Source organism: Saprospiraceae bacterium (assembly GCA_016710235.1).
Classification (GTDB): domain Bacteria; phylum Bacteroidota; class Bacteroidia; order Chitinophagales; family Saprospiraceae; genus Vicinibacter.
Genome location: JADJLG010000001.1, coordinates 3,283,434 through 3,308,459, shown reverse-complemented (window position 1 = coordinate 3,308,459; position 25,026 = coordinate 3,283,434). Strand labels below are relative to the sequence as shown.

General features: G+C 36.4%; 20 protein-coding genes. 13 read left to right on the top strand and 7 right to left on the bottom strand.

The annotated features are described in order from the left end of the window. Nucleotides 1-108 precede the first annotated feature (108 nt). Nucleotides 109-603, top strand: coding sequence for a pantetheine-phosphate adenylyltransferase (gene coaD / locus IPI99_13155; protein MBK7341459.1), 495 nt, complete (start codon nt 109-111; stop codon nt 601-603). Then, nucleotides 600-2,231, top strand: coding sequence for an L-glutamate gamma-semialdehyde dehydrogenase (gene pruA / locus IPI99_13150; protein ID MBK7341458.1), 1,632 nt, complete (start codon nt 600-602; stop codon nt 2,229-2,231). The genes coaD and pruA overlap by 4 nt, the downstream gene beginning before the upstream one ends. Before the next feature lie 85 nt (nt 2,232-2,316). Here pruA and IPI99_13145 read toward each other — a convergent pair whose 3' ends face one another. The 4 genes from IPI99_13145 to IPI99_13130 are packed head-to-tail and all read right to left on the bottom strand — an operon-like array spanning nt 2,317 to nt 6,401. After that, a complete protein-coding gene (locus IPI99_13145; protein ID MBK7341457.1) occupies nt 2,317-2,934 on the bottom strand; it encodes a rhomboid family intramembrane serine protease in 618 nt (205 codons plus the stop codon). Further along, the gene (locus IPI99_13140; protein MBK7341456.1) at nt 2,927-3,397 is read right to left on the bottom strand and encodes a 23S rRNA (pseudouridine(1915)-N(3))-methyltransferase RlmH; all 471 of its coding nucleotides are present in this window, start codon (nt 3,395-3,397) and stop codon (nt 2,927-2,929) included. The genes IPI99_13145 and IPI99_13140 overlap by 8 nt, the downstream gene beginning before the upstream one ends. Before the next feature lie 4 nt (nt 3,398-3,401). Next, nucleotides 3,402-4,718 carry a hypothetical protein gene (locus IPI99_13135; protein MBK7341455.1) on the bottom strand — a complete coding sequence of 439 codons (1,317 nt, stop codon included), beginning with the start codon at nt 4,716-4,718 and terminating at the stop codon, nt 3,402-3,404. 21 nt (nt 4,719-4,739) lie between these two features. Then, the gene (locus IPI99_13130) at nt 4,740-6,401 is read right to left on the bottom strand and encodes a hypothetical protein (GenBank protein ID MBK7341454.1); all 1,662 of its coding nucleotides are present in this window, start codon (nt 6,399-6,401) and stop codon (nt 4,740-4,742) included. 60 nt (nt 6,402-6,461) lie between these two features. On the opposite strand from IPI99_13130, the gene IPI99_13125 reads away from it, so the two are divergent. Beyond that, the gene (locus IPI99_13125) at nt 6,462-6,962 is read left to right on the top strand and encodes a histidine phosphatase family protein (GenBank protein ID MBK7341453.1); all 501 of its coding nucleotides are present in this window, start codon (nt 6,462-6,464) and stop codon (nt 6,960-6,962) included. Next, complete coding sequence (locus IPI99_13120) at nt 6,943-7,293, top strand: DUF4296 domain-containing protein (GenBank protein ID MBK7341452.1); 351 nt, start codon at nt 6,943-6,945, stop codon at nt 7,291-7,293. Before IPI99_13125 ends, IPI99_13120 begins: the two co-directional genes overlap by 20 nt. Nucleotides 7,294-7,306: 13 nt before the next feature. Here the strand turns inward: IPI99_13120 and IPI99_13115 are convergent, their stop codons facing one another. Continuing rightward, nucleotides 7,307-8,386 (bottom strand): peptidoglycan DD-metalloendopeptidase family protein, encoded by a 1,080-nt coding sequence (locus IPI99_13115; GenBank protein ID MBK7341451.1) that lies wholly within the window; start codon nt 8,384-8,386, stop codon nt 7,307-7,309. Between the two features lie 443 nt (nt 8,387-8,829). Between IPI99_13115 and folP the strand changes: the two genes are divergently transcribed. From folP to IPI99_13095, 4 genes are all read left to right on the top strand, one after another. Then, nucleotides 8,830-9,690, top strand: coding sequence for a dihydropteroate synthase (folP, locus tag IPI99_13110; GenBank protein ID MBK7341450.1), 861 nt, complete (start codon nt 8,830-8,832; stop codon nt 9,688-9,690). Between the two features lie 68 nt (nt 9,691-9,758). Then, nucleotides 9,759-13,880 (top strand): translocation/assembly module TamB domain-containing protein, encoded by a 4,122-nt coding sequence (locus IPI99_13105; protein MBK7341449.1) that lies wholly within the window; start codon nt 9,759-9,761, stop codon nt 13,878-13,880. After that, nucleotides 13,871-14,551 carry a hypothetical protein gene (locus IPI99_13100; protein MBK7341448.1) on the top strand — a complete coding sequence of 227 codons (681 nt, stop codon included), beginning with the start codon at nt 13,871-13,873 and terminating at the stop codon, nt 14,549-14,551. The genes IPI99_13105 and IPI99_13100 overlap by 10 nt, the downstream gene beginning before the upstream one ends. Next, nucleotides 14,551-16,953 carry a Smr/MutS family protein gene (locus tag IPI99_13095; protein ID MBK7341447.1) on the top strand — a complete coding sequence of 801 codons (2,403 nt, stop codon included), beginning with the start codon at nt 14,551-14,553 and terminating at the stop codon, nt 16,951-16,953. The genes IPI99_13100 and IPI99_13095 overlap by 1 nt, the downstream gene beginning before the upstream one ends. Here the strand turns inward: IPI99_13095 and tsaD are convergent. Next, nucleotides 16,928-17,950: a tRNA (adenosine(37)-N6)-threonylcarbamoyltransferase complex transferase subunit TsaD gene (gene tsaD / locus IPI99_13090; GenBank protein ID MBK7341446.1), complete on the bottom strand. Its 1,023-nt coding sequence runs from the start codon at nt 17,948-17,950 to the stop codon at nt 16,928-16,930. The genes IPI99_13095 and tsaD overlap by 26 nt on opposite strands. A 146-nt stretch (nt 17,951-18,096) precedes the next feature. Between tsaD and IPI99_13085 the strand changes: the two genes are divergently transcribed. From IPI99_13085 to IPI99_13065, 5 genes are all read left to right on the top strand, one after another. Further along, nucleotides 18,097-18,669, top strand: coding sequence for a DUF3822 family protein (locus IPI99_13085; protein MBK7341445.1), 573 nt, complete (start codon nt 18,097-18,099; stop codon nt 18,667-18,669). Between the two features lie 2 nt (nt 18,670-18,671). Further along, nucleotides 18,672-19,217: an RsmD family RNA methyltransferase gene (locus tag IPI99_13080; GenBank protein MBK7341444.1), complete on the top strand. Its 546-nt coding sequence runs from the start codon at nt 18,672-18,674 to the stop codon at nt 19,215-19,217. Next, nucleotides 19,214-21,058 carry an arginine--tRNA ligase gene (locus IPI99_13075; protein MBK7341443.1) on the top strand — a complete coding sequence of 615 codons (1,845 nt, stop codon included), beginning with the start codon at nt 19,214-19,216 and terminating at the stop codon, nt 21,056-21,058. Before IPI99_13080 ends, IPI99_13075 begins: the two co-directional genes overlap by 4 nt. An 18-nt stretch (nt 21,059-21,076) precedes the next feature. Further along, complete coding sequence (locus tag IPI99_13070; GenBank protein ID MBK7341442.1) at nt 21,077-22,747, top strand: glutamine--tRNA ligase/YqeY domain fusion protein; 1,671 nt, start codon at nt 21,077-21,079, stop codon at nt 22,745-22,747. Nucleotides 22,748-22,837: 90 nt separating this feature from the next. Next, nucleotides 22,838-23,185, top strand: coding sequence for a hypothetical protein (locus IPI99_13065; protein ID MBK7341441.1), 348 nt, complete (start codon nt 22,838-22,840; stop codon nt 23,183-23,185). Nucleotides 23,186-23,462: 277 nt separating this feature from the next. On the opposite strand, the gene IPI99_13060 is transcribed toward IPI99_13065, so the two are convergent. Beyond that, the gene (locus tag IPI99_13060; GenBank protein MBK7341440.1) at nt 23,463-25,019 is read right to left on the bottom strand and encodes a DUF1501 domain-containing protein; all 1,557 of its coding nucleotides are present in this window, start codon (nt 25,017-25,019) and stop codon (nt 23,463-23,465) included. Nucleotides 25,020-25,026 lie beyond the last annotated feature (7 nt).

The window sequence follows — 25,026 nt, the reverse complement described above, 5'->3', positions numbered from 1 at the left end:
TCTTATATACGAATAAAAAGCGGGCTAGTCCCGCTTTTTTATTTAGTTGCTATTTTTACTCAGGTACAATTGGATAGCGAAGCTTTTACTCTTTAATTTTGTGCAAGTATGAAATTTAAAAAAGCTGTTTTTCCGGGATCTTTTGATCCAATGACCCTCGGACATGTGGATGTGGTATTGAGAGCTCAATATTTGTTTGATGAAGTGATTATCGCTATAGGGATAAACTCTGTAAAGAAATCGCTTTTTTCAGCAGAGCAAAGGAAAAAATGGATAGAGCAAATTTTTGAGCAAGAGCCAAAGATTAAAGTCGAAATTTATTCCGGATTGACCGCTCTCTTTTGCAAAGAAATCGAAGCGCACTATTTAATTCGTGGCTTGAGAAATACGCAGGATTTTGAGTACGAAAAAACTATTGCGCAAATGAATCAACAAATCGATGAACAACTCACTACAATACTGCTCATGTGTAGACCAGAGTTTTCACAACTGAGCTCCACAGTCGTTCGGGAACTTGTGATGGCTAAACATGATGTAAGAAAATTTGTTCCTGAAGTTATTGCAAACGAAATTCCAAATATTAATATAAACCTCAATCCATGAATAATTCAATCCTGCATATACCAATAATGAAAAATGAGCCAGTGCTAAGTTACGCGCCAGGTTCTTTGGAAAAAAAACAAGTTAAAGCTGCGCTTAAAACACTGAAAGAACAGGTACTCGAAATAAACATGATCATAAATGGCCAAGAAGTCAGTGGTGTTGAGAGGATAGCAATCCATCCTCCTCATGATATCAAGCATGTTTTAGGCTATTATCAAAAAGGAGACGCTACTCATGTGCGCTCTGCTATTCAGGCTGCTATGGATGCAAAACCAGATTGGGAAAATATGAGATGGGAGGACAGAGCCTCTATTTTTCTGAAGGCGGCCGATTTGATTTCAGGGAGATATCGAGCCATGACCAATGCTATGACGATGTTGGGTCAGTCAAAGAATATTTTTCAGGCTGAAATTGACGCGGTATGTGAGTTTTGTGATTTTTTAAGATTTAATGTTCAGTTTTTGACCGAGATTTACAATACACAGCCACAATCCTCGCCTTTGATTTGGAATAAAATGGAATACAGGGCTCTTGAAGGGTTTATTTTCGCTTTGACGCCATTTAATTTTACTTCAATCGCTGGTAATTTGCCTTGTGCACCTGCATTGATGGGCAATACAGTAGTGTGGAAGCCGGCAGAAACTCAGATCTATTCTGCATCTTTGATAATGAAAATTCTTCAGGAAGCGGGTCTACCTGACGGTGTAATCAATCTTGTATTTGTCAATGGAAGTACAGCGGGAGCAGAAATTTTTTCACATCATGATTTTGGAGGTATACATTTTACTGGATCTACCGCTGTGTTTAGACAAATTTGGGCTACGATTGGCAACCAATTGTCAAATTTTAAATCCTTTCCAAGATTAGTAGGGGAGACAGGCGGTAAAGACTTTGTTCTAGCACATCCTTCTGCCAATGCCAAAGCAGTTTCTGTGGCATTGTCCAGAGGAGCATTTGAATTCCAAGGACAGAAATGCAGCGCTGCTTCAAGAGCTTATATACCAAAATCCATTTGGGGGGAAGTAAAAAATTCTCTCCTATCAGATTTGCAAGATATGAAAATGGGATCACCTGAAGATTTTACGAATTTCATTAATGCTGTGATTGACGAAAAAGCTTTCGATAAAATCAAATCATACATAGACGGAGTTCAAAGTGATACAGATGCAGAGGTTGTTTTTGGAGGGCATTGCGACAAAAGTACCGGTTATTTTATTCAGCCTACGGTTATTTTAACATCCAACCCTCATTATATAACCATGGAAGAAGAAATATTTGGTCCCGTTTTAACAATTTATGTCTACGATGACGAGAAATTTGAAGATGTGGTTAACCTTGTAGACTCTACTTCACCATATGCTTTAACAGGAGCAATTTTTGCTAGTGATAGAGCAATCATTTCTAGAGTCAGTTCAAAATTGAAAAATGCTGCCGGAAATTTTTATATCAATGACAAGCCAACTGGTGCTGTCGTAGCGCAACAGCCTTTTGGAGGTGCAAGAGCTTCTGGTACGAATGATAAAGCGGGCTCCGTTTTGAATCTTTACCGATGGGTGTCCCCGAGAACCATTAAAGAAAATTTTGACCCACCTTTAGACTATCACTATCCTTTTCAAACTGAAGCTTAAAAATTATTAATCCAATTTTTGTTTCGTGATTCTGAAAAGTATTTCAGCTTTAATCTATAGCTTCAACAGTATTTCATTAGAAAATTCAATAGTTTAGATATTTTGATACAAGCTGAGGATCTAATGCAAGCCCTGCAATTACTCCAAAAACAGCTCCATAAAAGTGGGCTTCGTGATCAATGCCATCCTGACGCTTTGAAGATGCGTACCAGGAAAAACCAAGGTACAATAATGCAAAGACCCAAGCAGGCATAGGCAGGAAAAAGAAAACAGATAGCATTGTAGTAGGGAAGTACAAAATAAAAATGAAAAGAAGACCCGAGATGACTCCCGAAGCGCCTATACTAGCATAATCAGAGTTTTCTCTGTGCTTGAAGAAAGTTGGAATTGATGATAATACTGCCAATGCAAAATATAATGCTAAATAAACCAAAGCTCCTTGCCAGAACCCAAATTTGACCATATAGATTTGTTCGATCAAGCTACCAAATTGCCACAATACAAATAAATTAAGGAACAAATGCATGTAATTACCATGTAGGAATGTACAGCTTATCCATCGATAATATGATTTTTCACGCCATTCGTAATAGGGATAATGTTTGTATTGGTTGATTATACTATAATTTGTAAACCCCATGAGGGAGACTATTCCTATAGTGATCATTAAAGAAATTGTGATAACTGGATAATGGTCATTCATGATGATAAGGTAATTTGTGAATTATACTAAAAGCCCTATACAATTGTTCAGTAAAGATAAGTCTGATGATTTGATGTGAAAAAGTCATCTCTGAGAGCGAGATTTTTTCATTTACATGAGTCTTGAACTCTTCTGAAAAACCATAGGCACCGCCGATAATAACGACTATTTTCTTTATGCCCTGTACCTGTTTTTTGTCCAGCCAATTGGCAAATTTTAATGATGTAAACTGTTGGCCTCTTTCATCTAATATGACAATGTAATCATTATTATTGACGAGATGTTTGACAATAAGTTGTTCTTCTTTTTTAATAAGTTCAGAACGAGACAAATTCTCCTTGATGTCCGGTAATACCTTCAATTGAAATTTACAAAAGTGCTTTAATCTGTTTATGTAGTCATCCAAGCCTTCCTGAATATATCCAAAACTGGTTTTTCCGATGCAAATCAATTCCAAATGCAACATTTTAGAATTTGTTTGTCAATACAAGAAATTGGAAAGGGTAAAGTTTGTACTCTGTCGCTGTGTCGAATTCTTGTAGTACAGTTGTAAATAGCTCATAACATTTTGGAAAGTTGGTGTCGATATGAAAAGAGGCTGCCTTTGTGCTCAGATTTACCAAAATCAGGTCTTGGTGATCTCCCGTTTTTCTCAGCATAGAGAGCACCTGAGGTGATGAACTTACGATGCTGACTTCATTTTCCTTTCGTACTGCTTGAACGGATTTATTACTATACCTGTGAATAAACATTGCCCTGTAAAAAACCAGGTCAAAAAGAAATGGCATTTTTATAGGAGTTGTATTAAATGTATTGATCCTTTCATACAAAGGTTCTTCTTGTCCATTGAGCATGATAGGTACTCCAGGTAGAAAATTGCATAGCACCGCCAGGGCTCTATGATTTGAATAAAATCGTTGCGGGACAGTTGCTTCATATTCATCGATATGGAGATCATGACTATAATTTACGAAAAAGAAATTTTCAGACTTGGATTGATCAATCATTTTCTGGAAAAAACTCATGTCCACTGAATCATTATTCATTTTTAGGAACTGTGCGTACAAATCGTGATTTATTTCACCATGGAAAGCTGGAATACTCTTCGATCCTTCGGTACACTTATCAATGATACATACTCGCGAAGGGTCTGAAGATACAGCTTTGATGATATCTTCCAGAAATGCATCTGGAGCGGATTCTGTAGATCGAAGAATGAAACCATCTATTGGTAAAGTACTCATCCAATGTTCCAGTATTTTAATCCATTCCTTTTGAACATTAACATTGGATAAATTCAATTTTACATAATCCGGATTAAAATTATTATTTACCATAGCTTCAGAAGAAAGATAATAATCAGGTTTCTCTTTCCTCCAAGTGTGCAGTGGATGAGTCAATGTCATGTCTATTTCTAGAAGGACTCTCATATGCGTGTGATGCAAAGTGTCAATGAATCGAATGACCTCTTTCACGTCGCCATATCTTGGATTGATTGAGTAATGATCTGATACTGAATTTACGTTACCAGGATTGAAATTGTTTCCCGGATCTTCATATTTAAGCATTGAAATCAATGAAACGGTATTGGCATTCAATTTTCGGAAATGGTTGATATTGTCAATCACTCCCTGCAGAGATTTAGCCTCAGAAAATTTATAGGGGATTAATTCATAAATTGTAGCTGTTCTAATCCATTCTTTTGCTGGTACCGTCGATTTTGAATTTGTATTGCAAGAAAATAGAATGAGAATAGAGAATATAAATGTGAGTTTGGATTTCATATCATGTTTGCTTTTTTAAAATTATGCATTTTGAAACAAGCTGATTCGTTCCGGGAAATGTTGGAGAAGGGATAAATGAAGTTTAACATCTGCCTTATCTTTGCTATATTTTTTTAGTTTGCCTTTAATGTTTTCTACATATTGATATGCCTCCTGACCTGCATGCTCTTGCAAATATGAAATACAGTGATCTGTATAGAATAGCAATATCTCATCTGCATAAGCAGGTATCAATTGGTCAGCAAACAGGTTTACAAGGTCAATGGACTGAAGCCGAAGTATTTCGTCTTTGAGTAATCCTATTTTTTGGATTTGTTGTAATTCCATCAAATAGGCTTCTGTTTGAATTACTTTTTTTGAATAGGCCTCATGTAGCAGGTCCACATATTCTTCCAGTTGTATAATATTACTTTCGTGTAGAATTTTTACGTATTTAAGTGAGCCGGATTGAAGGAACTCAGACCTGGCAAGGTTCTCAAAATTTTTAAGGTCTCCCATGCCGGTATAGTATTGAAGGATGACTTGAACGAAGAGGTCCCTAGTTTTTATATCCGATACTCGCTTCAAGGATTTTTCAAACATGAAAATCATTTGGCTGCTAAACTGAATTTGCTTTTGTGAAAGTAATTCATGCCATTGAACTGACGAATAGTTTTGAGAGCTAAGAAAATCAATCACAGGTTTTTCTTTGTCCTTTGTTGACGCCTTTTGTATCCAAAATTCTGCGGCTTCCAGTTTTGAATTCAAATCTTTATCCGCTGAGCATAGCACTTGATTTAAAAAATGGAGAATAACTGGTGTAAAATGTTTGGTTGCGAATTTTCGCATCATGATTTGTAGCAAATTTTCTTTGGCTGAAATCACAGAATATGAAGGATGTAAAAATACTTTTTGTAAGGAAGGTAGGATACTATCCAAAGCTTCAGGAGCTACAATAGCATGCACTATTTCATACAATAATTGATGGTATTTCTTATTGTACTGACTAACCCTAAAGCTTGGGTTTGAAGAGGGATTATAGAACCACAGTGAAATTTTATCAATCAAAGCAAGGTTGATCCAGAAAGATTCAATGATCTGGTTTTCTTTAAAGAACGAAATCGCTGTTTGGTACAGAATTTCAAGGCTCTGCAATCTCGATTTGTTCAACTTCGGGGAATGTGTTTTACCTATCGAATCGACATCAAATTGAGCTAAAGCCTTCTCATATTTTGTAGATTCATTCTGCGAATGTTGTAAATAAGGTAGGGTGTAAAGTGAAATCAGTTTTCTTGCTTCTAGATCTATATGCGCCAGACGGAGTAATATTTCTTCCAATTTTGGTTTTGGCGTCTGTTCCAAGAATATTTTAATTTGATCCAGATGATAGGGTTTTGGCTCGCGACTTTTCTCTTCATTTTTTTTAATTTTATGAAGATGTTGGATATGCCAGTAAGCAGCCATCAATACGTGGTCACATTCTTGCTGGACACCGCACATGCTGCAAATTGCAGAACGCACACTCTTAGCACTATAATGCAGTTCACATTCTAAAAGGTGAAAGTCGTGCTTAATGACGTATAGCCAGTGGTTTTTGTTTTTCTCTATTGCTTTTCTAATAGCTCCGCTGCGGATGGCTGTTTTGATGTTCACAAATTGCCTTTCATCCAACTGTTCTTCCAGACTATCAAGAATTATTTTCAAATGGCAGAAAAATTTGCTTTAGAAATGAAGTAAATTTGCAAAAATAAGTGAAAGAATACGGTGGTACAACAAAAAGAAATATTTTTTATAAGACATGCGAAAAGTGATTGGTCGGAGCCGGGGATGCGTGATTTTGAGCGACCTCTTAATGGCAGAGGCAACAAAGATGCATCATCGATTGGCGAATTCCTGAAATCAAAGATAAAAGTGCCATATTACATCCATTGTAGTAGTTCTCAGCGTACAAGAGAAACTTGTCAGCATTTTGTTAAAATATGGAATACAGATAGTGACGCTATAAATTTTGAAGATTCTCTGTATCATGGGAGTTTGGCGGATTTTAAAAGCAGTATTCGTAGTACAAATGATAAATTCCACCATATTGTCTTAATTGCTCATAATCCTACTATGGATGAATTGGTACGTATGCTTACTAAATATGCAATCTATGATATGCCTACATGTGGGGTAATTCAGACAACATATCGACTGAATTCATGGAGAGACTTTGACTTTCAATACCTTAATTTCGTTGATCGTTATGTTCCCAAAGAAATTTAAGTTTTCCGCATTATTGATATCTGTCGCTACTTCGGCGATTTATTTGACTAATTGTGGAACCGGCGATAAGGCACAGCCGCCTGTAGAAAAGGAAAAATTCATAGCCATTATGACTGAATTCGCTTTATTGGAAGCGCATTTCGAAGAATTGCCTTATAGGGACAGAGATTCTGTGATAGCTGCGAATAAAGCCAAGTTTTTAAAGGAACAACATCTTGATGATAGCATTTTCAACCAAGCAATATATTTTTATAACAGGGACCGCAAGCAAATGAATGCTATCGAAAATGAGATACTAAATAGGATTGAGAAATTAAAGTCGTCGAATTAGGTCTTATACTTTCTTAGCTTCTGATTTTCGCAGTCGCAAATTCAAGATTGAGAAATTGAGTTTTTAAACTGTCTCTATATTTTGAAAAATTTACGAGAGCAGTGGCGGGTAAAGGTTCTTGCGCAGGAAAGTTTAGTTTTCTGTGATCAACTTGTGCGCCATTTTTCCAAAACCTAAAGCATACGTGAGGTCCAGTAGCCAATCCTGTCGAGCCTACATATCCGATTACTTGTCCCTGCTGTACGTGTGTTCCGGCTCTGATTCCCTGAGCAAATTTAGACATATGAAGGTACTGAGTCTGATATGTTTTATCATGTCTGATTTTGACAAATTTACCATTTCCACCGGTGTAGGCAGCTGCCTCAACTACACCATTGCCAACGGCGATGATTGGAGTGCCATAAGGTGCTGCGTAGTCTGTCCCTAAATGCGGACGATTAAATTTGAGCACTGGATGAAAACGTCTGGAAGCAAATGGTGACGATATGCGAGAAAACCTTACAGGAGCTTTTAAGAAAAATTTTCGCATCGGTCTCCCTTCATTATCGTAGTAGTCAAATTTGCCATCTTGTAGAAAACCATAAGCATAATGCTCATTTTGATCTGTCTTAAAATAAGCAGCTTTCAATTTTCCCTCAGCTGTTGGTTTTCCATCAATATAAAGACGGTCATATAATAACTTAAACACATTACCTGCTTGAACTTGATGAAAATCCAAAGAACTTGAAAGGGCATCCTCCATTTGATCTATAATCCCAGATGGGACTGACTGATCTTCCAACGCTTCCCACAAGGAACTTGAAATCATGCCTAAAGCAATTTCAGATTTGATTTCTGATTGTTTTTCCATCACTTTGCAGCAACCGTCATTGCCAAGATCAGCTACCAGTACTTGTTTTGGACTCAATTCAAATGCAAAAAAATCAGGCGTTGTGCAGTCGTTTGTAGATACAAAAGCCAATTTTGTCCCTGCTTTCAAAGATCTAAAATCTAAATGCTCCTTCAAATTTTCCAGTATGGTTCTCACTTGTTTGGTATCAAAACCATACGAGCTAAACAAATCTGGTAGGAGTTGATTTGATTTCAACGACATTGAGCTGATTTGGAAATTTTGGTGATCAAACCCAAATGAACTATAAGAATTGCTGAAACAATCTGAATTTTCTGAAATTATTGAGGATTCTTTTTTGTTAAATTGAAATGGTGTTTCACTTAAAATAAACTGAAGCAGAAGGATATTAACGATTAAGAGCACTCCCAGTGTTAACGACTTGGCAAAAGTCTCGAGCAGGCCTTTCCTTAACTTCATCCTGATAGCTTGTTTTGTTGAAAAATAAAAATGGCAGTGCAAAGCTACAAAAATTATGTGAAACTGCGTAATCCGAAATATCATATGGGCAAATCTTAACTTTTATATTACACATTATAGAAAAATATAATGTATAAAAAATTATATATTAAACCATTGTCAGTAGATCGGCAGATTTTCCTGGAAGAGTTTATCTTTGTATTTGAACAAAATCCGTCAAATTCGCAATGCAATCCAAAGAAGCGGCTCTTTGTATACGTGGAAGGCTCTTGGAACTGACAAGGCCTAAAGTCATGGGGGTACTGAACCTTTCGGAGGATTCATTTTACCAGTCAAGTATCAGCAACACAATAGATTCTGCTATTGGCAAAGTCAGTGTTATGATAAAGGAGGGAATGGATATACTTGATCTTGGCCCAATGAGCTCGCGTCCGGGGGCTAAATTGGTGCCAACAGATCATGAAGCTGGATTGATACAGAAGTTTTTAGTGCCTATTAAAAATGCATTTCCTGAACTCATTACATCTTTGGATGTTTTTCGTCTTGAATCTGTCCAAATTGGCATAGACCTTGGAGTAGATATCATCAACGACATCACTGGATCCCACCAATGTCAAGATGTCTTCAAAAGCATACATGATGCAGGATTGGCATATATTCTGATGCACAGTCGCGGTGCATTTGGAAATTTCCATCATGCAGATCAAAAACATTACAAGCATACAAGTTCAGATGTGATTCGGGAGTTAGCAATTGCATTAGACAAAGCTATGCAAACCGGTCTGCAGAGCATTATCATTGATCCGGGATTTGGATTTAGTAAAACAATTGATCAAAATTTTGAATTACTAGGCCAGTTGGAATGTTTTTGCATTTTAGAAAGACCTTTGTTAGTTGGTCTTTCGCGGAAAAGTATGATATATACAACCTGTAAATCTGATCAGAATCAAGTGCTTGGAGGTACTTTAGCTGCACAGACAATTGCATTAATCAAAGGCGCAAATATTTTACGCACTCACGATGTCAAAGAAGCTGTTCAATGCATAGACATTGTTGAGAAAATGAAGTCCGTACAATCTGGCATTTAAATTTAACATAATATTTATCATGGTTCTTGCCAACAAACGTAATTTAATCTGAAAGGTGAAAGAATAATTTGGGCGAAAAAAAAATCATAGGAAAGATAGCACTCCTTTTAAGGAGAGTTCTGATCATTAGCGGAGGCCTGATGTTCGCAATATTTCTTTTCTTTATTCTTGCACAAACAGCTTCTTTTCAGACTTGGTCTAAAGCCCAGATCATAAAGTATCTTAATGATCATATAGACAATGAATTTAGTGTGGGCAATATTGACATGAATGTTTTTACAGGTTTCAAAATTGAGAAATTACTGATTAAGGATCAGAAATCAGATACTTTGATTTATTGCGGTGTCTTGAAAGTCGGCCTCGCTCAGGGGCTTGGTTCACTTTGGAACAATGCGCTTTCCATTGAATCTATTGAATTGACAGATGCTTTGATTTTTAATGTTCGCTATAAATATTCTGAACCGACAACTCTCAACCAATTTATCAAGCAATTCAATAGGAAAAAGTCCACTGGAGGAAAGGGATTTCAGCTCAATATTGAAACTGTAAAATTGAACAACGTTTCTTTTGTGAATGAAAACATAAGTTCCTCAAGTCGTGATATTTATACAATAGGAAAGGGTAAACTTCAAGTAAGAACTTTTGAACCAAAAGCTAAGCATATCGCTTTCAGGTCTGCTGATATTTCAAATGTATATGTGCTCTTGTCCAAGAATTTTCCGATCGATAGTTTTACTAATACAAAATCTCCAGGAAGAGATTCCATTCAGGAAGATGAAAATTGTGAAATTCCGCTCGTGATAGCTGTGGATCAGGTGAATATTTCTGCTTCTAGTTTTAATTTACATGATTTCCGGAAACCTTCAGATGGTATAAGCAGGTTTGATCCGCGCCACATTGAATTCCAAAATATCGATGTCTCCTTGAACAATTTTGTATATGATGATTTGAAAATGACTTGGAGAAATCAAATTATGTGTTTAGCGACTAAAAGTGATTTTGTAATTAAAAATCTCAATGCAGAATATGTATCTATATTGCCCGATCTGATAGGACTCTACAATTGTGAACTGACTACAGGTAATAGTTATTTGAAGGATACTGTTGAACTATTAATGAGTAGCTATGAAGATTTGAAGAATTTTCAAGAAAATGTGTATTTGAACATCCATTCTAAAAATTCAGAGATCGGTGTGCAAGATATTCTTTATTTTATACCGGAAAAGAAAAAAGTTGATATTTTAAATAGAAATATCAAAAAGAAAATTCGGATTGATGGGGAAATATTGGGACAAATCAATAGTTTAAAATCAAATCAAATTCATTTGAGTGTGGATCGTGATTTGGAATTTGAAGGTCGGGTTGCAATCAGAAATATTACAAAATCAGGGGAAGAACTTCTCAATATTAAATCAAAGAAACTCAGGTCTTCCATTGGATTCGTGAAAAGTTTGGTGCCGCAATTCAAATTACCAGAGCAATACGATCGCTTGGGAAATTTCGATTTTGTAGGAGAATTTGATGGTTATTTTGAAGATTTTGTTTCGTATGGAAGGTTCGGCACCGAGCTTGGATACCTTGTCACCGACTTAAGAATTGACATATCTCAGGGTAAATCAAAAGCGAAGTATTCCGGTTCGATAGCAATGGATAATTTTTATCTAGGAGCTTTGTTCTCACAACTAGATCTGAGAGGAGTAAATTTAAAAGCACAGGTTCGAAATGGAACAGGTCTTACATGGGAAACTTTGAATGCTGATCTGGATATGAATGTTGGCAGTGCCCAATATAAAGGAGTGAACTATTCCGGCATCAGTTTTAATGGTAAATTAAACAAGGATTTGTTAGATGGAAAATTAATTTCAACTGATGAAAAACTTAGATTAAAGTTTCAAGGAAAAATAGCAAATTTAAATTCAAGACCGGAATTTGACTTTACTGCTCAGATTTTTCAGGTAAATTTGAAGGATTTGGGACTCAGTAAACAGAATTTTAGTATAACCGCTAATATGGAAGCAGACCTTGAAGGTAAGAATATTGATGATGCTACGGGTTGGTTGAAGATTGATCAAGGAGTCCTAATAGATATGGAGCGGCAGACAAAGTTGAACTTGGGATCCATCCAAATAAGCAAGATTAAAGATATTTCTGGTGCTCTATTAAAGATTCAAACCGAATTTGCACAAGCATCTCTGAAAGGGAATGTAAAAGTGAACGATGTGTTTCCTGCATTGAAATACCTGGTCAGTCAATCATTACCTTTATGGACACAAGAGTTGAATTGGAGTATTCAGCAAGTTGATCCTGCGACTAATTTTGACTTTTATATAGATATTGGTAAACTTACACCATTGCTCCAGTTTGCTAGAGTTCCAATGAGCCTTGAAAATGCTACATTGAAAGGAAATTTGAATAAATCTGCTCTAGAAGCTTCTCTGAATGGAAAAGTTGAGAAATTGGAATATGATACGCATAAACTCTTTGACTTAAAGCTAGATGCTAGAGTTTTAGGAAATAAAGTGCAGGCGAATATTTCGTCAAGTAAGTATAATTTTAATAATAAGACTTGGCTCAATGAAATAAAGGCTACTTTACTTGCTGAAGATTCAATAATGAATCTAGATCTATACAGTAAAGACTCAGTTTCGAAGAATGATTTTATAGTAGCCAATATGCAGGTGAGTAAACATTTAAATTCATACAGTTTCCATTTTCTGGACGAGACTTTAGTTTTAGACTCAACTAAATGGACTGTGAGGCCTGGTTCTGAGATTAAATATTCGGGAGGGAAATGGTATGTCAGAGATTTTGAAATAGAAAACAAATATCGAAGTGTATCCATTGAGGATATTGATAATAAGGGAATCCAAATTTACCTCCAAAACGTCAACATTGACATTTTGAATTTGTGGTTGAGGAAAAAGTCATTTGTTGTTTCTGGTATTGCGACAGTGGATATAAAAATTCCGGATCTTTCGAAATTGGAAAAGATCAATGCTGATATAGCTGTTGAATACACAAAAATAGGTGGAGTGCATTATGGCAAAGTTTATTTGTTTGCAGTGTTGGATAGCCTTAATAGTCCTTTAAAAATTAAATTAAAAAATGAGTATAAACAGTATCTTCTTGAGGCTGAAGGTTCATTGAAAATACCAACTGCCAAAGGAAAGAATCAGAAGAATTGGGAAGGTGATTTTGTAGTGAATTTGCAAAATTACCCTATTCGCATACTCGAGAATTTTATAGCTTCAATTTCAGAAACTTCAGGTTTTGTGACGGGAGAAGTAAATTTGATGATCAGAAACAGCAAGATTTTACTGAGAGGAGAAGCAACTGCTACGGAAGTTCAAACAAAGATTAATTATTTGGGAGTGAGAGTTTTTGCAAATGACCAGAAAATTTATTTTGAGAATGATAAGTTGATTTTTGATAAAGTAACTGCCAAAGACGAACTTGATAATCCAATTCAAATAGACGGTTATTTAAGACAAGATAACTTTAGCTCTTTCTATATTTCATTAGAAATGAAATCTCAAAAAGCACTATTGCTCAACACATCAAAATCTTCTAATAGTTATTATTATGGAAAAGTGATAGGGGAGTTTAGATCGACATTCGAAGGTAATTTGTCCAATGTAAATTTATACACTTCGCTGCATGTATTAAAAGGGAGCTCTGTCACTATACCTGTAAATTATAATCAGGATATCGGTGAAGCAAAATTCCTGGATTTTAAAAGGGATACCGTCAAGAGTGACAGTATCAATTGGTCAGCTACTTCAAATTCAATTCCGGGTATGAATTTTCTCATGGACTTATCTGCTAATGATAATGTTGAGGTATCTCTGGTGTTTGATGAAGCCGCAGGAGACCGTATAAAATCCTACGGTAGAGGTAATCTCCAGATCGCCTCCTCTCCCTATTCTGACTTCTCTATACATGGAAGTTATGAAGTCGAAAGAGGAGAATATTTATTCACTTTACTCAATTTTGTTAATAAACCATTCACTATAAAACGTGGAGGTTTGATTCAATGGAAAGGGGATCCGTTGAACGCTGAAATAGATTTGGAAGCCAGCTATGGAGGTTTATACACAAGCATGAGCACTTTCCTTGCCGAATATCTCAACGATGAGAAGCTATTAAGGAAGCTAGCGCCAGGACACAAGTCGAACTCACGATGCTACTGAATGGATCATTATTAGCACCTGATATTCATTTTAAATTACGTTTTCCAGATTTAACCGGGGAGTTGAAAGGTCTTGCAGAAAGCAAAATTAATACTTTGGAAAACAATGAAGATTTGCTCAATCAGCAGGTATTTGGTTTATTAGTGTTTGGTAGTTTTATTGAATCCAATAATGTGTTCAATTCTGGATTGAGTGGATCATTAACAAGGAATTTTTCCGAATTATTATCCAATCAACTTTCAATTTTTGCCTCCAATCTTTTGTCGGAAGCCTGGGGTAAGAATAGTTTTATTTCCGGGGTAGATGTCAATGTAGCTTATGATGTAGTGAAGACTTATAACTCTGAAGATGTGAGTACAAATTCAGGTGAAGTAGCTATAAGTTTGAAACACCGATTGCTGGATGATCAGTGGGCAGTCACTCTGGGGGGCAATTATAAAACCAACTCAGCAATATATTATTCAACGAATTTTACACCGGAAAGTGTGATCGAATGGAACACTCCGGTCCCTGGTCTTAAACTTCGTTTTTATTATAAAGGAGAGGACAGTTACTATGGCGTGAGACATAAAGTAGGTTCTGGAATAAGTTTTAGAAAGGAGTTTGATTCTTTTGAATTATTTAAAAAGAGTATAGAAGAGCAAGTGAAGCGAAGCAGACCCAATCAATAATGGAGAGACAATCAAAACTTGAATTATATCCGTCGCATTTACCCCAGATGGTAGATTTTTATAGAATCATTGAATGGATGAAATTCAGATGTGTTTCTGATGAAGCAAGACTTCAGATTGATAATATTCAATTTTCTTCTGACCCTGAGGAAATCACTAGGAAGCAAAACTCTATCGCCGAACTTGTGGATCTGATTACAATTTCCGCTTTACCGTTAACCGGTTTTGAATCTATTGAAGAAGAAGGAAAGTTGCTCCAGATAGAAAACTTGCCTCTGGGAATGGAGTCATTCATACGCTTGATCAAAGTTCTCCGCAACACTAAGGCAGTAATGACTTATTTGGCGCATCAAGATGTAAAACATTATCCATCCACTAGGCAGTTGTTAGAACAAATGACACCGCTGGATGCAATGTGGAAAAAGATTGTATCCATAATTGAAGAAGAAGGATTCGTGAAGGACACGGCTTCTCAGAATCTCTCTAATTTAAGAAACGAGATTAAAAATTTAGAAGCAACTGTTTACAAAACTTTTAGAAAGAGTGTAGCGAATTATCGTTCACAAAATTTTTTAGTTGAACAAGAGGAGTCTATTAGAAATGGTAGATATGTTTTGTGTGTATTACCTGAACACAAGAGAAAAGTTCCCGGTATATTACATGCTCAATCCGACTCTGGTAGAATATTCTATATTGAACCTCAGGAATTAGTTTTTTTGTATAATTCGATTCGTGAACTGAAGTTAGAAGAGGAAGATGAGATAAGGAAAATATTGATCGATCTGACGGAGCATATCAGGCCGGAAGGGGAAGGATTGATGAATAACTATTTTATTTTGGTTGAGTTGGATGTACTGCATGCAAAAGCGTGTTTTGCTGAATTGATTTCAGCAAGAAAGATGGCAATAAGCAATGATTCGATTGAACTTTACAATGCATTTCATCCACTTTTATTTATTAAAAATAGTCAGGCAGGGAAATCCACTGTACCTTTCAATCTGTATTTAAATCAGAAAAACCGTATACTCATTTTATCTGGCCCTAATGCAGGAGGCAAATCAATAGTTTTGAAAAGCATGCTTTTATTTCAATTGATGTTTCAAGCAGGATTATTAGTGCCTGCAGATCGGAATGGATCGATGAAAGTTTTTAAGAAAATTTGCGCTGATATAGGAGATTTTCAATCCTTGGATAATGAGTTGAGTACCTACAGTGCAAAATTAATGTATATGAAGCAGTTTTTGGAAGTGGCAGACGAAACGACTGCTGTATATATCGATGAGTTTGGAACTGGTACAGAGCCCAAACTCGGAGGAGCCATTGCTGAGGCGCTGTTAGAAGATTTGAATAAGAGAAATATTTTTGGTGTAATCAATACCCATTACGGCAATTTAAAAACTTTTGCATACAATACGGATGGTTTAGTAAATGGCGCTATGCTTTTTGATGAAGCTCATTTGCGACCAACATACAAATTGGCCGTTGGCAAACCTGGTACTTCTTACGCACTTGAAATTGCGTCTCGGATGAATATTCCAGATCCGATTCTAAAGAAGGCCAAAAAACTAGTGGGCAGTTCTACCGTGAGTTTTGAAAAATTGTTAGAAGATCTGGGTAAACAGAAGCTTCAGCTGGAGGAGGAAGTTCATAAACATAAACAACGTACTGCTCAACTGGATAAACTGATAGCACATTATTCCGAAATCAGTAAGACTGTGGAGCTTAGGCGTATGAAGATGAAAGTAGAACAGAAACAATTGGAGCTTCAACAGAATCAGTTACAGCATGAGCAAGTTAGAGAATTATATCGTGAAAGAGTTAGCCAGCGCAAAGAGATTGAACTACGAAAGTTGGCCGAAGAACAAAAGGCTAATCATGAAAAGAAGCATTTGGAACTGAAATATCTTTCAGATAAGCTAAAAGAAATTCAAAAACATAAAAGTACACTGGAAGACTTTGAAACCGGCCAAATTGTACGATTACTTCAGTTTGGTATTCTGGGAAAAGTATCTAGAGTCGTTAAGGACATAGTTCATGTGGAAGCGAATAACATGGTATTTAAAATTCCTTTCGGCGAGTTGGAATTAGTGAGCAATGCAGTTGATACGAAAAGCGAACATAGTGTCCAAATAAAGGGAGCCCAAGTGGAACCACAATTTAATAGTACTTTAGATATAAGAGGATTTCGTCAAGTTGAGGCTATAGATACACTTGAAGTTTTTCTTGACCGTGCTTTGTTGTCGAATTTTAAGGAGGTGAAAGTTATTCACGGCAAAGGAAACGGAGTGTTGAAAAATGCGATTTCCAAAAGCTTGAGAACTTATACATTTATTGATAAAACCTGGCAGCCTCCTGCTGAAGAGGGTGGCGATGGCATTACGATGATAAGTTTTCGGGGATAGCGTACCTTGCTAAAGCCGGGGTGTCAAAGGAAGCGAAATTACCGGCTTTGTATTTCAAAGTAGCAACCATTCCAATCATTGCAGCGTTGTCAGTGCAATACTGCAATTTGGGAAAGAGTAAATTCCAGTCCTTTTCAACCGCTTTGAATTGTAATTTTTCTCTCAAACCGCTATTAGCAGAGACACCACCGGAAATACCAATATGTCCGATGTTGAAATCGTTAGCTGCTTTTTCAAGTTTGTCCAGTAACATATCAATAATCGCTGATTGGATAGATGCACAAATATCATTAATGTTTTGATTGATGAATTCTGGATTTTCTCTTGTATTATTTTGTAAAAAATAAAGAGCTGCCGTTTTTAGGCCGCTAAAGCTAAAGTTGTAAGCATCCATTTTTGATTTCGGGAATACATACTTTGGAAATCCAAGCCTGGATAGTCTATCCACTTCAGGTCCAGCAGGATATTGTAATCCTAATAGCTTTCCAATTTTGTCAAAGGCTTCACCTGCAGCATCATCCACTGTTTGACCAATAAGCTGTATTGAATAATCGCTTTGAATTAAAACAAGTTGTGTATGTCCACCAGAAACAATCATGCACAAAACCGGAAATTGGGTGTGATCTCTGTCCATAAAAATCGAAAGCGCATGGGCTTGCAAATGATGCACGGTGATTAAGGGTTTTGCCATGCCCTTGCACAAGCCTTTTGCGAAATTAAGTCCAACTATCAGTGACCCCATTAGACCAGGTCCTTGAGTGGCAGCAATGGCATTGAGATCTGACAAATTTATTCCAGCGACAGAAACAGCCTCTTCTGCACATTGAATGATCATTTCAAGATGTGCACGGGATGCCGCTTCTGGGACCACACCACCGTATTTTTTATGAATTTGTTGTGAAGAAATGATATTCGATAGAACCCGATTTCCTTGGACGATAGCGACTGAGGTATCATCGCACGAACTTTCTATTGCCAATATCAAAGGTACCTGCATGATTTTATTGAGGAATTGAATTTTAACGAAATGTATTTCGATTTTTGATTGAAACGTATACCTCTCACGAAGGTTCATGAAGAGAAATTCATAGACATGGTGATTTTTGATTATTTTTGCGTGTCTTTGGTTATTTTTTTTCTATTATGGCAATATTGATTTCAAATCAGGATGTAAATTCGCGAAGAGTAGAAATATCGACTCAAAGCAAGTTTCATGCCGAGAATTGGGTAGTTTCATTGACAAAAAAACACCAATGGAGTGCAGATTTAAAGGAACAAAGGATGTACCCATTATATCCGAATGAAATAGAAATCATCAGACAATACGGAAATCGTTTTATTCGCTTTGCAATTGCTAAATCTGATTATAATGGTCTGCCGGCTAATGTTGGTACTGTCTTTCATATATCAGAAAAATGTAAAGAATTTTGCAGCTCAGAACTTTGTATAGATCAAACATGTGTTTATGCATTCATTTCAAATCAGCATTTAATACTGCAAGTTCATAGATTATCAGAAGTTATATTTGTAAATATTTTTCAGTTTCAGGATGAAATTGAGTTACTTTATTTTATCCAGCTTGCCTATAGATTAAATGGATTGGATCAAAATTTAGACAGATTAGTCTTATGTGGATCTGTTGCGGATGATTCTAAAATAGCTCAAACTTGTAAGATTTATTTCAAGAAAGTACAAGTCAACTTCACACTTGAATAAATATGAGAATTTGTGGAGGAATATTTGGTGGGAGAACTTTTTATCCACCTGCAAACAATTGGCCTACGAGGCCTACCACTGAAATAGCCAGACAGGCATTGTTCAATATATTGGATAATATTATTGATTTCGCAGATTCGTCAGCTTTGGATTTGTTTGGTGGAACCGGTGCGCACACTTATGAAATGCTGTCAAGAGGTTGCAAAAAAGTAACGTATGTTGATAAATTTAAACCGGCTACTTTGTTTGTAAAGAAGGTTTTGGAGCAATTGGATTCAGTAAATTCGGTAAAGGTTGTATTGTCAGATTATAAGCAGTTTGTGTTATCAGATCCAGGAAAGTATGATTATATTTTTGCTGGCCCACCATATCCTTTGAAAGAGATCCCTTTGATTCCGGATCTCATATTTGACGCTAATAAATTAATGGAAAATGGTTTGTTTGTATTAGAGCATCATCAGGCTCACCAATTTCAATCTCATGAGTTTTTTGCTCAATGCAGAAATTACGGCCAGACTCATTTTAGCTTTTTTAAAAGAAACATATGAATTATTTTTCAAGTTTAAAACCTGCTGTAGTCAATATCCTGCAGTCAGTTTACCAAGTTGAAGTATTGGAAGAACAGCTTGTAATTGATATTTGCAAGAAGGAATTTGGCAAGCAATTTACCTTGTTGACATTCCCATTTGCAAGACTTACCGGAAAATCACCAGAAATGATTGCTAATGAATTGGGAATTCAATTAACAGCTCAAGATGAGCTCAAATCTTTTTCGGTTGTAAAAGGTTTTTTGAATTTTGATTTGCCGGATACTATCTGGTATGACATCTTTAGTACTGTGCACCGTAAGCCAATCCAAGACGTATTAAGGGAGAATAGAATTATTGATTCTTACTTGATTGAATTTTGTAGCCCCAATACAAATAAGCCATTGCATCTGGGTCATATCAGAAATATTCTCCTCGGGTGGTCAGTGAAGACTATTTTGCAAGAATTGGGACAAGATGTTTTAACTACCCAAGTTATCAATGATAGAGGAATTGCAATTTGCAAAAGTATGGTAGCATGGTTGAATTATGCAAATGGAGCTACACCTGATACTTCTCATCAAAAGGGTGATCATTTTGTAGGAGATTTGTATGTCGCTTTTGAAAAACACTTTAAAGAGGAATATTTTGCATGGCAACAAACTGATACTGCTCGAAATTTATTTTTGAATATTTCAAAAACTGATTCTGAAACTGAATTTTTCAAAGATTATAAAAATGAATATTTTAATAAGTATAGTATTCTAGGCAAACAAGCAAAGGATTTGCTATTACTGTGGGAGAAAAATGATACTGCAACAATTGATTTATGGCAGAGGATGAACAATTGGGTATATGTAGGATTCGATGAGACATTGAAGCGAGTCGGTATACATATTGATACCAATTATTATGAATCGGACACTTATTTATTAGGTAAAGAAATCATCGATCTGGGCTTGAATTCCGGTGTATTTTATAGAGAACCTGATAAATCAGTTTGGATCGATTTGCAGGATGTAGGCTTAGATAAAAAAGTCGTTCTAAGAAGTGATGGTACATCCATGTATATCACTCAAGATCTTGGAACTGCAGAATTGCGAAATACACAGCACGGGAAGAATAATGTGGTTTATGTAGTTGGGGATGAACAAGATTATCATTTCAAGGTATTGTTTGAAATCCTTAAGAAATTAAATCGACCATATGCGAAGGGATTATTTCATCTTTCATATGGGATGGTGGAATTGCCAACAGGAAGAATGAAATCAAGGGAAGGAACTGTCGTGGATGCAGATGACTTAATCGATGAAATCGTTTCTGAAGCAGCACTATCCGCAAATGAAAGAGGGGAGCTGGTAGCTTTGAATGAAGAGGAAAAATCGACTATTTTTTATCAGATTGGAATGGCAGCTCTCAAGTATTTTATTCTAAAAGTGCATCCTAGGAAGAAAATGATATTTGATCCATCTGAGTCATTGGATATGCAGGGCCATACTGGCCCATACATTGTTAATGCCTTTGTAAGGATGAAATCGATTTTACGTAAATCTTCTAAGCCGATTTTACCTAAAGTCACTATTGCTTCTCAAATTCATGAACAGGAAAAAGTGCTTATTTATGCAGTTTCTCAATACCGAGAAATTCTTGATCACTCAGCACAAACTTTGGATCCCAGCCATCTTGCAAATTTCTTGTATCAAATGGCTAAGGATTTCCATAAATATTATCATGAATGCAGGATTCTCAATGCAGAAACAGACGAATTAAAACAATGGAGATTAAGCATATGTTATGTCATTTCACTTTACTTAGAGCATGGCATGCGCTGTTTAGGTATTTCAATGCCGGATAAAATGTAAGATCTATAAATAATGGTTATGGAAAAGGAAGTCAAGTCTCTTAATTTTATTGAAGAGATAATAGAGGCAGATATAAAAAATGGAAAACATGGAGGTCGGATACAAACCCGATTCCCACCCGAACCAAATGGCTATTTACATATAGGACATGCCAAGTCCATTTGTTTGAATTTTGGTTTAGCGCAAACTTATAAGGGAAAGACAAATCTTAGGTTTGATGATACCAATCCGGAGACAGAAGAGACAGAATATATTGATGCTATCATGGAAGATATCCGGTGGCTTGGTTTTGATTGGGAAGACAGGCTTTTTTATGCATCTGATTATTTTCCACAGCTTTATGAGTTTGCCTTGCAGCTTATCCGGGATGGTAAGGCTTATGTAGAAGACTTGTCAGCAGAACAAATTGCTACATTCAAAGGGACTCCAACGGAACCAGGTAAAGCTACACCAGGGAGGAGCAGGACAGTCGAAGAAAATCTCCGACTGTTTAAAGAAATGAAAGAAGGTAAATTCAAAGAAGGCGAGAAGGTATTGAGAGCTAAGATAGATCTCAGTTCTCCAAATATGCATATGCGTGATCCCATTTTATATCGTATTTTGTTTACACCACATCATAGAACTGGCACTCAGTGGTGTATTTATCCAATGTATGATTTTGCGCATGGACAGTCAGACAGCATTGAGGGTATCACCCATTCTATTTGTACTTTAGAGTTCGAAAATCATAGACCTCTGTATGATTGGTTTATCGAAAATTTGGAAATCTATCCTTCACGGCAGATCGAATTTGCAAGGCTCAACTTGAGTTATACGGTGATGAGTAAGCGGAAATTACTTCAGCTTGTTCGTGAAAAATATGTGAGCTCCTGGGATGACCCTCGTATGCCTACAATTTCAGCCTTTAGAAGGCGAGGATATACTCCTGAATCGATCAGGCATTTTGCAAAATTGGTAGGTGTTGCGCGTAGAGATAATTTAATAGATCTGTCTTTACTAGAATTTGCTATCAGAGAGGAACTCAATAAAAAGGCGACACGCGCGATGGTCGTTCTGCATCCTCTCAAACTTATTATCAGCAATTATCCTCCAGGACAATCGGAGATTTTAAGTCTTGAGAATAATCCGGAATCGCCTGATGAAGGAAAACATGATGTCCCTTTTTCGAACGAAATTTGGATAGAATCTGATGATTTTATGGTTTCTGCAGAAGAAGGTTTTTTGAGATTATCTCCAGGGCAGATGGTGAGATTGAAGGGGGCTTATATCATCAGATGTGATGACTTCAAATTAAATGACGAAGGTAAAGTGATTGAGCTCAGTTGTACCTATTTTCCAGAAAGCAAAAGCGGACAAGACAAATCAGGACTTAAAGTTAAAACCGTAATTCATTGGGTCGACGCTAAATGTGGCTTTCCAGTGGAAGTGCGATTATACGAAAGACTGTTTACTGTCGAAGATCCAAATGTGCAAGCTTCTGATTTCAAGGAGTTTGTAAATCCCAATTCACTCACTACGCTCCAAAATGCGATAGCAGAACCATTTTTGAAAAATGCTGGCATAGAAGACAGATTCCAATTCATGCGTCAGGGATATTTTTGTTTGGATAAAGATTCTAGCATGGACAATCTGGTTTTCAACAGAACTGTTGGCCTGAAAGATAGCTACCAGAAAGCGAGAACGAAGTGATGGGGTAGTTTACCTCACATATTTATTATTGTAGGATAAAAATTGGAATTTTTGTGAATAAAAAGTATTTTTGTTCGCAAATGCTTCTATATGCAACAAGATTATAATGATTCTAACTTGATGTTTTCAAATTGGGAAAACGAGAATGCTAGCCGTGGACAGCGTAAAGATTATTTATCTCAGATGGGTTATTCAGATGTTGATTCAGAGTCTATTCTGGATAAATACTATCAATACCGTGTAAAAAAAAGACTAAATTGGGGTTGGTTTTTAATGGGCTTTGGAGGATTTCTTGGGTTTTTGAGTTGTGTCCTCACTATGATGGAAATTCTACCTTCTATGAGAGGTTTCGTGCTGTATGGTTTGACCTCAATAGCTATTCTCTTGGCTTTGGCTGGATGTTATCTAGTAATGGAAAAAGGCGGAGAAGATGAATAGTGAACTTTGATTATAATCGCGTGAAAAATAATTTCAATTCAATTCTCCGCATATCGAATTAGTCAAATTTTACCCAGTAAATTAACGGCAAAGATCTAATTAATTTAACTGGTAGTCGAAATTGAAATTATAACGCTGGAATAAATAAGATCCTAAACTATTTATGCTACTCTTAATACCACTTTTAATATTTGGCTTGAAATTAATAAATACCTAAAATACGACTACAGCATGTTAAAATCAAGAAGATTTCAACATACTGTAGCCAATATTTACCTTAATCTATTTTTGAAAAATGCTCTGTTTTCTGAGCATAAAGTGAAGCAATTCGTACAAAATAATTACCGGAAGGTACACCACCCATTTCCCAACTGAGATTATGTTCTCCGGCACGACTTCGACCATTTACTAGAATTTTAATTTCAGAGCCCATACTGTCGAAAACACTAAGTCTGATTTTTTCATCACCTGTATGATAATTTATTTTTAATGTATGCATTACAGGATTTGAAATGACATCAAGTGCGAGGCCAAAATCTCGGGAGTAGTCATCAGTATTGGTTGGAGCGCATCCTTCAATTACTGGTAATTTTTGGAAATCGGAAAACAAGGTAGATTTTACTTCTGCAGCAGACAATCCGAACCAGTCCATAAGTACAGAAGCGTAAACTGATCTGAAGTCATATTGCATAGCGACTCCTTCATCATTGGCTACTGTATCATTAATTGTCGGATTGTTTCCTAGTATCCCACCTTTGATACATGTTCCAAACATAAACATAGGTGCAGCTGTACCATGATCAGTCCCAGTACTGTCGTTTGCCAAAATCCTTCTCCCGAATTCTGAAAACGTCATTCCGATAACTCTTTTGTCATTTCCTGATTTTTCAAGTTCTGTCTGGAAGGCTTTTACAGCATCTGAAACTCTTTGCAATAATGTCGCATGATTGCCTATCTCATGATCGGTGGGATCGCATTGATTGGCATGCGTATCAAATGTGCCTATGTCCACAACATAAACTTTGGTACGAAGACCTCCTTTGATCAATTGAGAAACGATATTCAATTTGTCCTGTAATGGGTTGCCCGACGAAGTGATCGTACCTCCAGCTGCAGTATACGCATTTGTCATGATGTCTGAATAATCATTGTTTTGGAGCAACATGGTTTGCAGATATTTCAATTCAATCCCGTAGTTAGTATTCGGAACAGATGTAGCAAGCTCCCCTTGTGGAATTTTGATCAGGTTTGCCGGATCGTTTACAGCCAATGAGAAATTCGTGATCGGACCTTGACAAGTTTGTGAAACCAATGAACCTATAGTAATCGCTAATGGATCCGGGTTGTCATTATTCGGATATCCATTAGGATAATTTGTATGATTTGGATAATAATATCTTCCAAGCCATCCTGTAGTCTCAAAAACATCTACGGCTGAACCTGAAGTCCAGATGTCTGTAGATCTAAAATGAGACCTATTTTGATTTGGATATCCTACTGACTGGATTAATGAAATTTTACCTTCATCATAAAGCGCTTTCATGCCTGTCATGACTGGATGCAATCCGAGATTATCCCTCAATTTGAGGGCAAGATTTTCTTTTATAAGGATTTTATTTCTCGCTTTATCAAGAGCAGAATATTGGTCTAATGGCAGGACTGTATTTAATCCGTCATTTCCACCTGTCAGCTGGATTAAGACCAGAATTTTATCATTTTCAGGGCTGACAAGGTTCAGAAATGAGCTGCGTGAAATGGCATTCACCGGGATTCCGTTGATCAACAGAGGTACACCTATTGCTGAACTAGATTTTATAAATGATCTTCTTTTCATTTTCTGT

Bases quoted from the DNA above. Each gene is read 5' to 3' on its own strand.
- coaD (MBK7341459.1), top strand. From the start codon at position 109: ATGAAATTTAAAAAAGCTGTTTTTCCGGGATCTTTTGATCCAATGACC.
- pruA (MBK7341458.1), top strand. From the start codon at position 600: ATGAATAATTCAATCCTGCATATACCAATAATGAAAAATGAGCCAGTG.
- IPI99_13145 (MBK7341457.1), bottom strand. From the start codon at position 2,934: ATGAATGACCATTATCCAGTTATCACAATTTCTTTAATGATCACTATA.
- IPI99_13135 (MBK7341455.1), bottom strand. From the start codon at position 4,718: ATGAAATCCAAACTCACATTTATATTCTCTATTCTCATTCTATTTTCT.
- IPI99_13120 (MBK7341452.1), top strand. From the start codon at position 6,943: ATGTTCCCAAAGAAATTTAAGTTTTCCGCATTATTGATATCTGTCGCT.
- IPI99_13115 (MBK7341451.1), bottom strand. From the start codon at position 8,386: ATGTCGTTGAAATCAAATCAACTCCTACCAGATTTGTTTAGCTCGTAT.
- folP (MBK7341450.1), top strand. From the start codon at position 8,830: ATGCAATCCAAAGAAGCGGCTCTTTGTATACGTGGAAGGCTCTTGGAA.
- IPI99_13100 (MBK7341448.1), top strand. From the start codon at position 13,871: ATGCTACTGAATGGATCATTATTAGCACCTGATATTCATTTTAAATTA.
- IPI99_13095 (MBK7341447.1), top strand. From the start codon at position 14,551: ATGGAGAGACAATCAAAACTTGAATTATATCCGTCGCATTTACCCCAG.
- tsaD (MBK7341446.1), bottom strand. From the start codon at position 17,950: ATGCAGGTACCTTTGATATTGGCAATAGAAAGTTCGTGCGATGATACC.
- IPI99_13085 (MBK7341445.1), top strand. From the start codon at position 18,097: ATGGCAATATTGATTTCAAATCAGGATGTAAATTCGCGAAGAGTAGAA.
- IPI99_13080 (MBK7341444.1), top strand. From the start codon at position 18,672: ATGAGAATTTGTGGAGGAATATTTGGTGGGAGAACTTTTTATCCACCT.
- IPI99_13075 (MBK7341443.1), top strand. From the start codon at position 19,214: ATGAATTATTTTTCAAGTTTAAAACCTGCTGTAGTCAATATCCTGCAG.
- IPI99_13070 (MBK7341442.1), top strand. From the start codon at position 21,077: ATGGAAAAGGAAGTCAAGTCTCTTAATTTTATTGAAGAGATAATAGAG.
- IPI99_13065 (MBK7341441.1), top strand. From the start codon at position 22,838: ATGCAACAAGATTATAATGATTCTAACTTGATGTTTTCAAATTGGGAA.
- IPI99_13060 (MBK7341440.1), bottom strand. From the start codon at position 25,019: ATGAAAAGAAGATCATTTATAAAATCTAGTTCAGCAATAGGTGTACCT.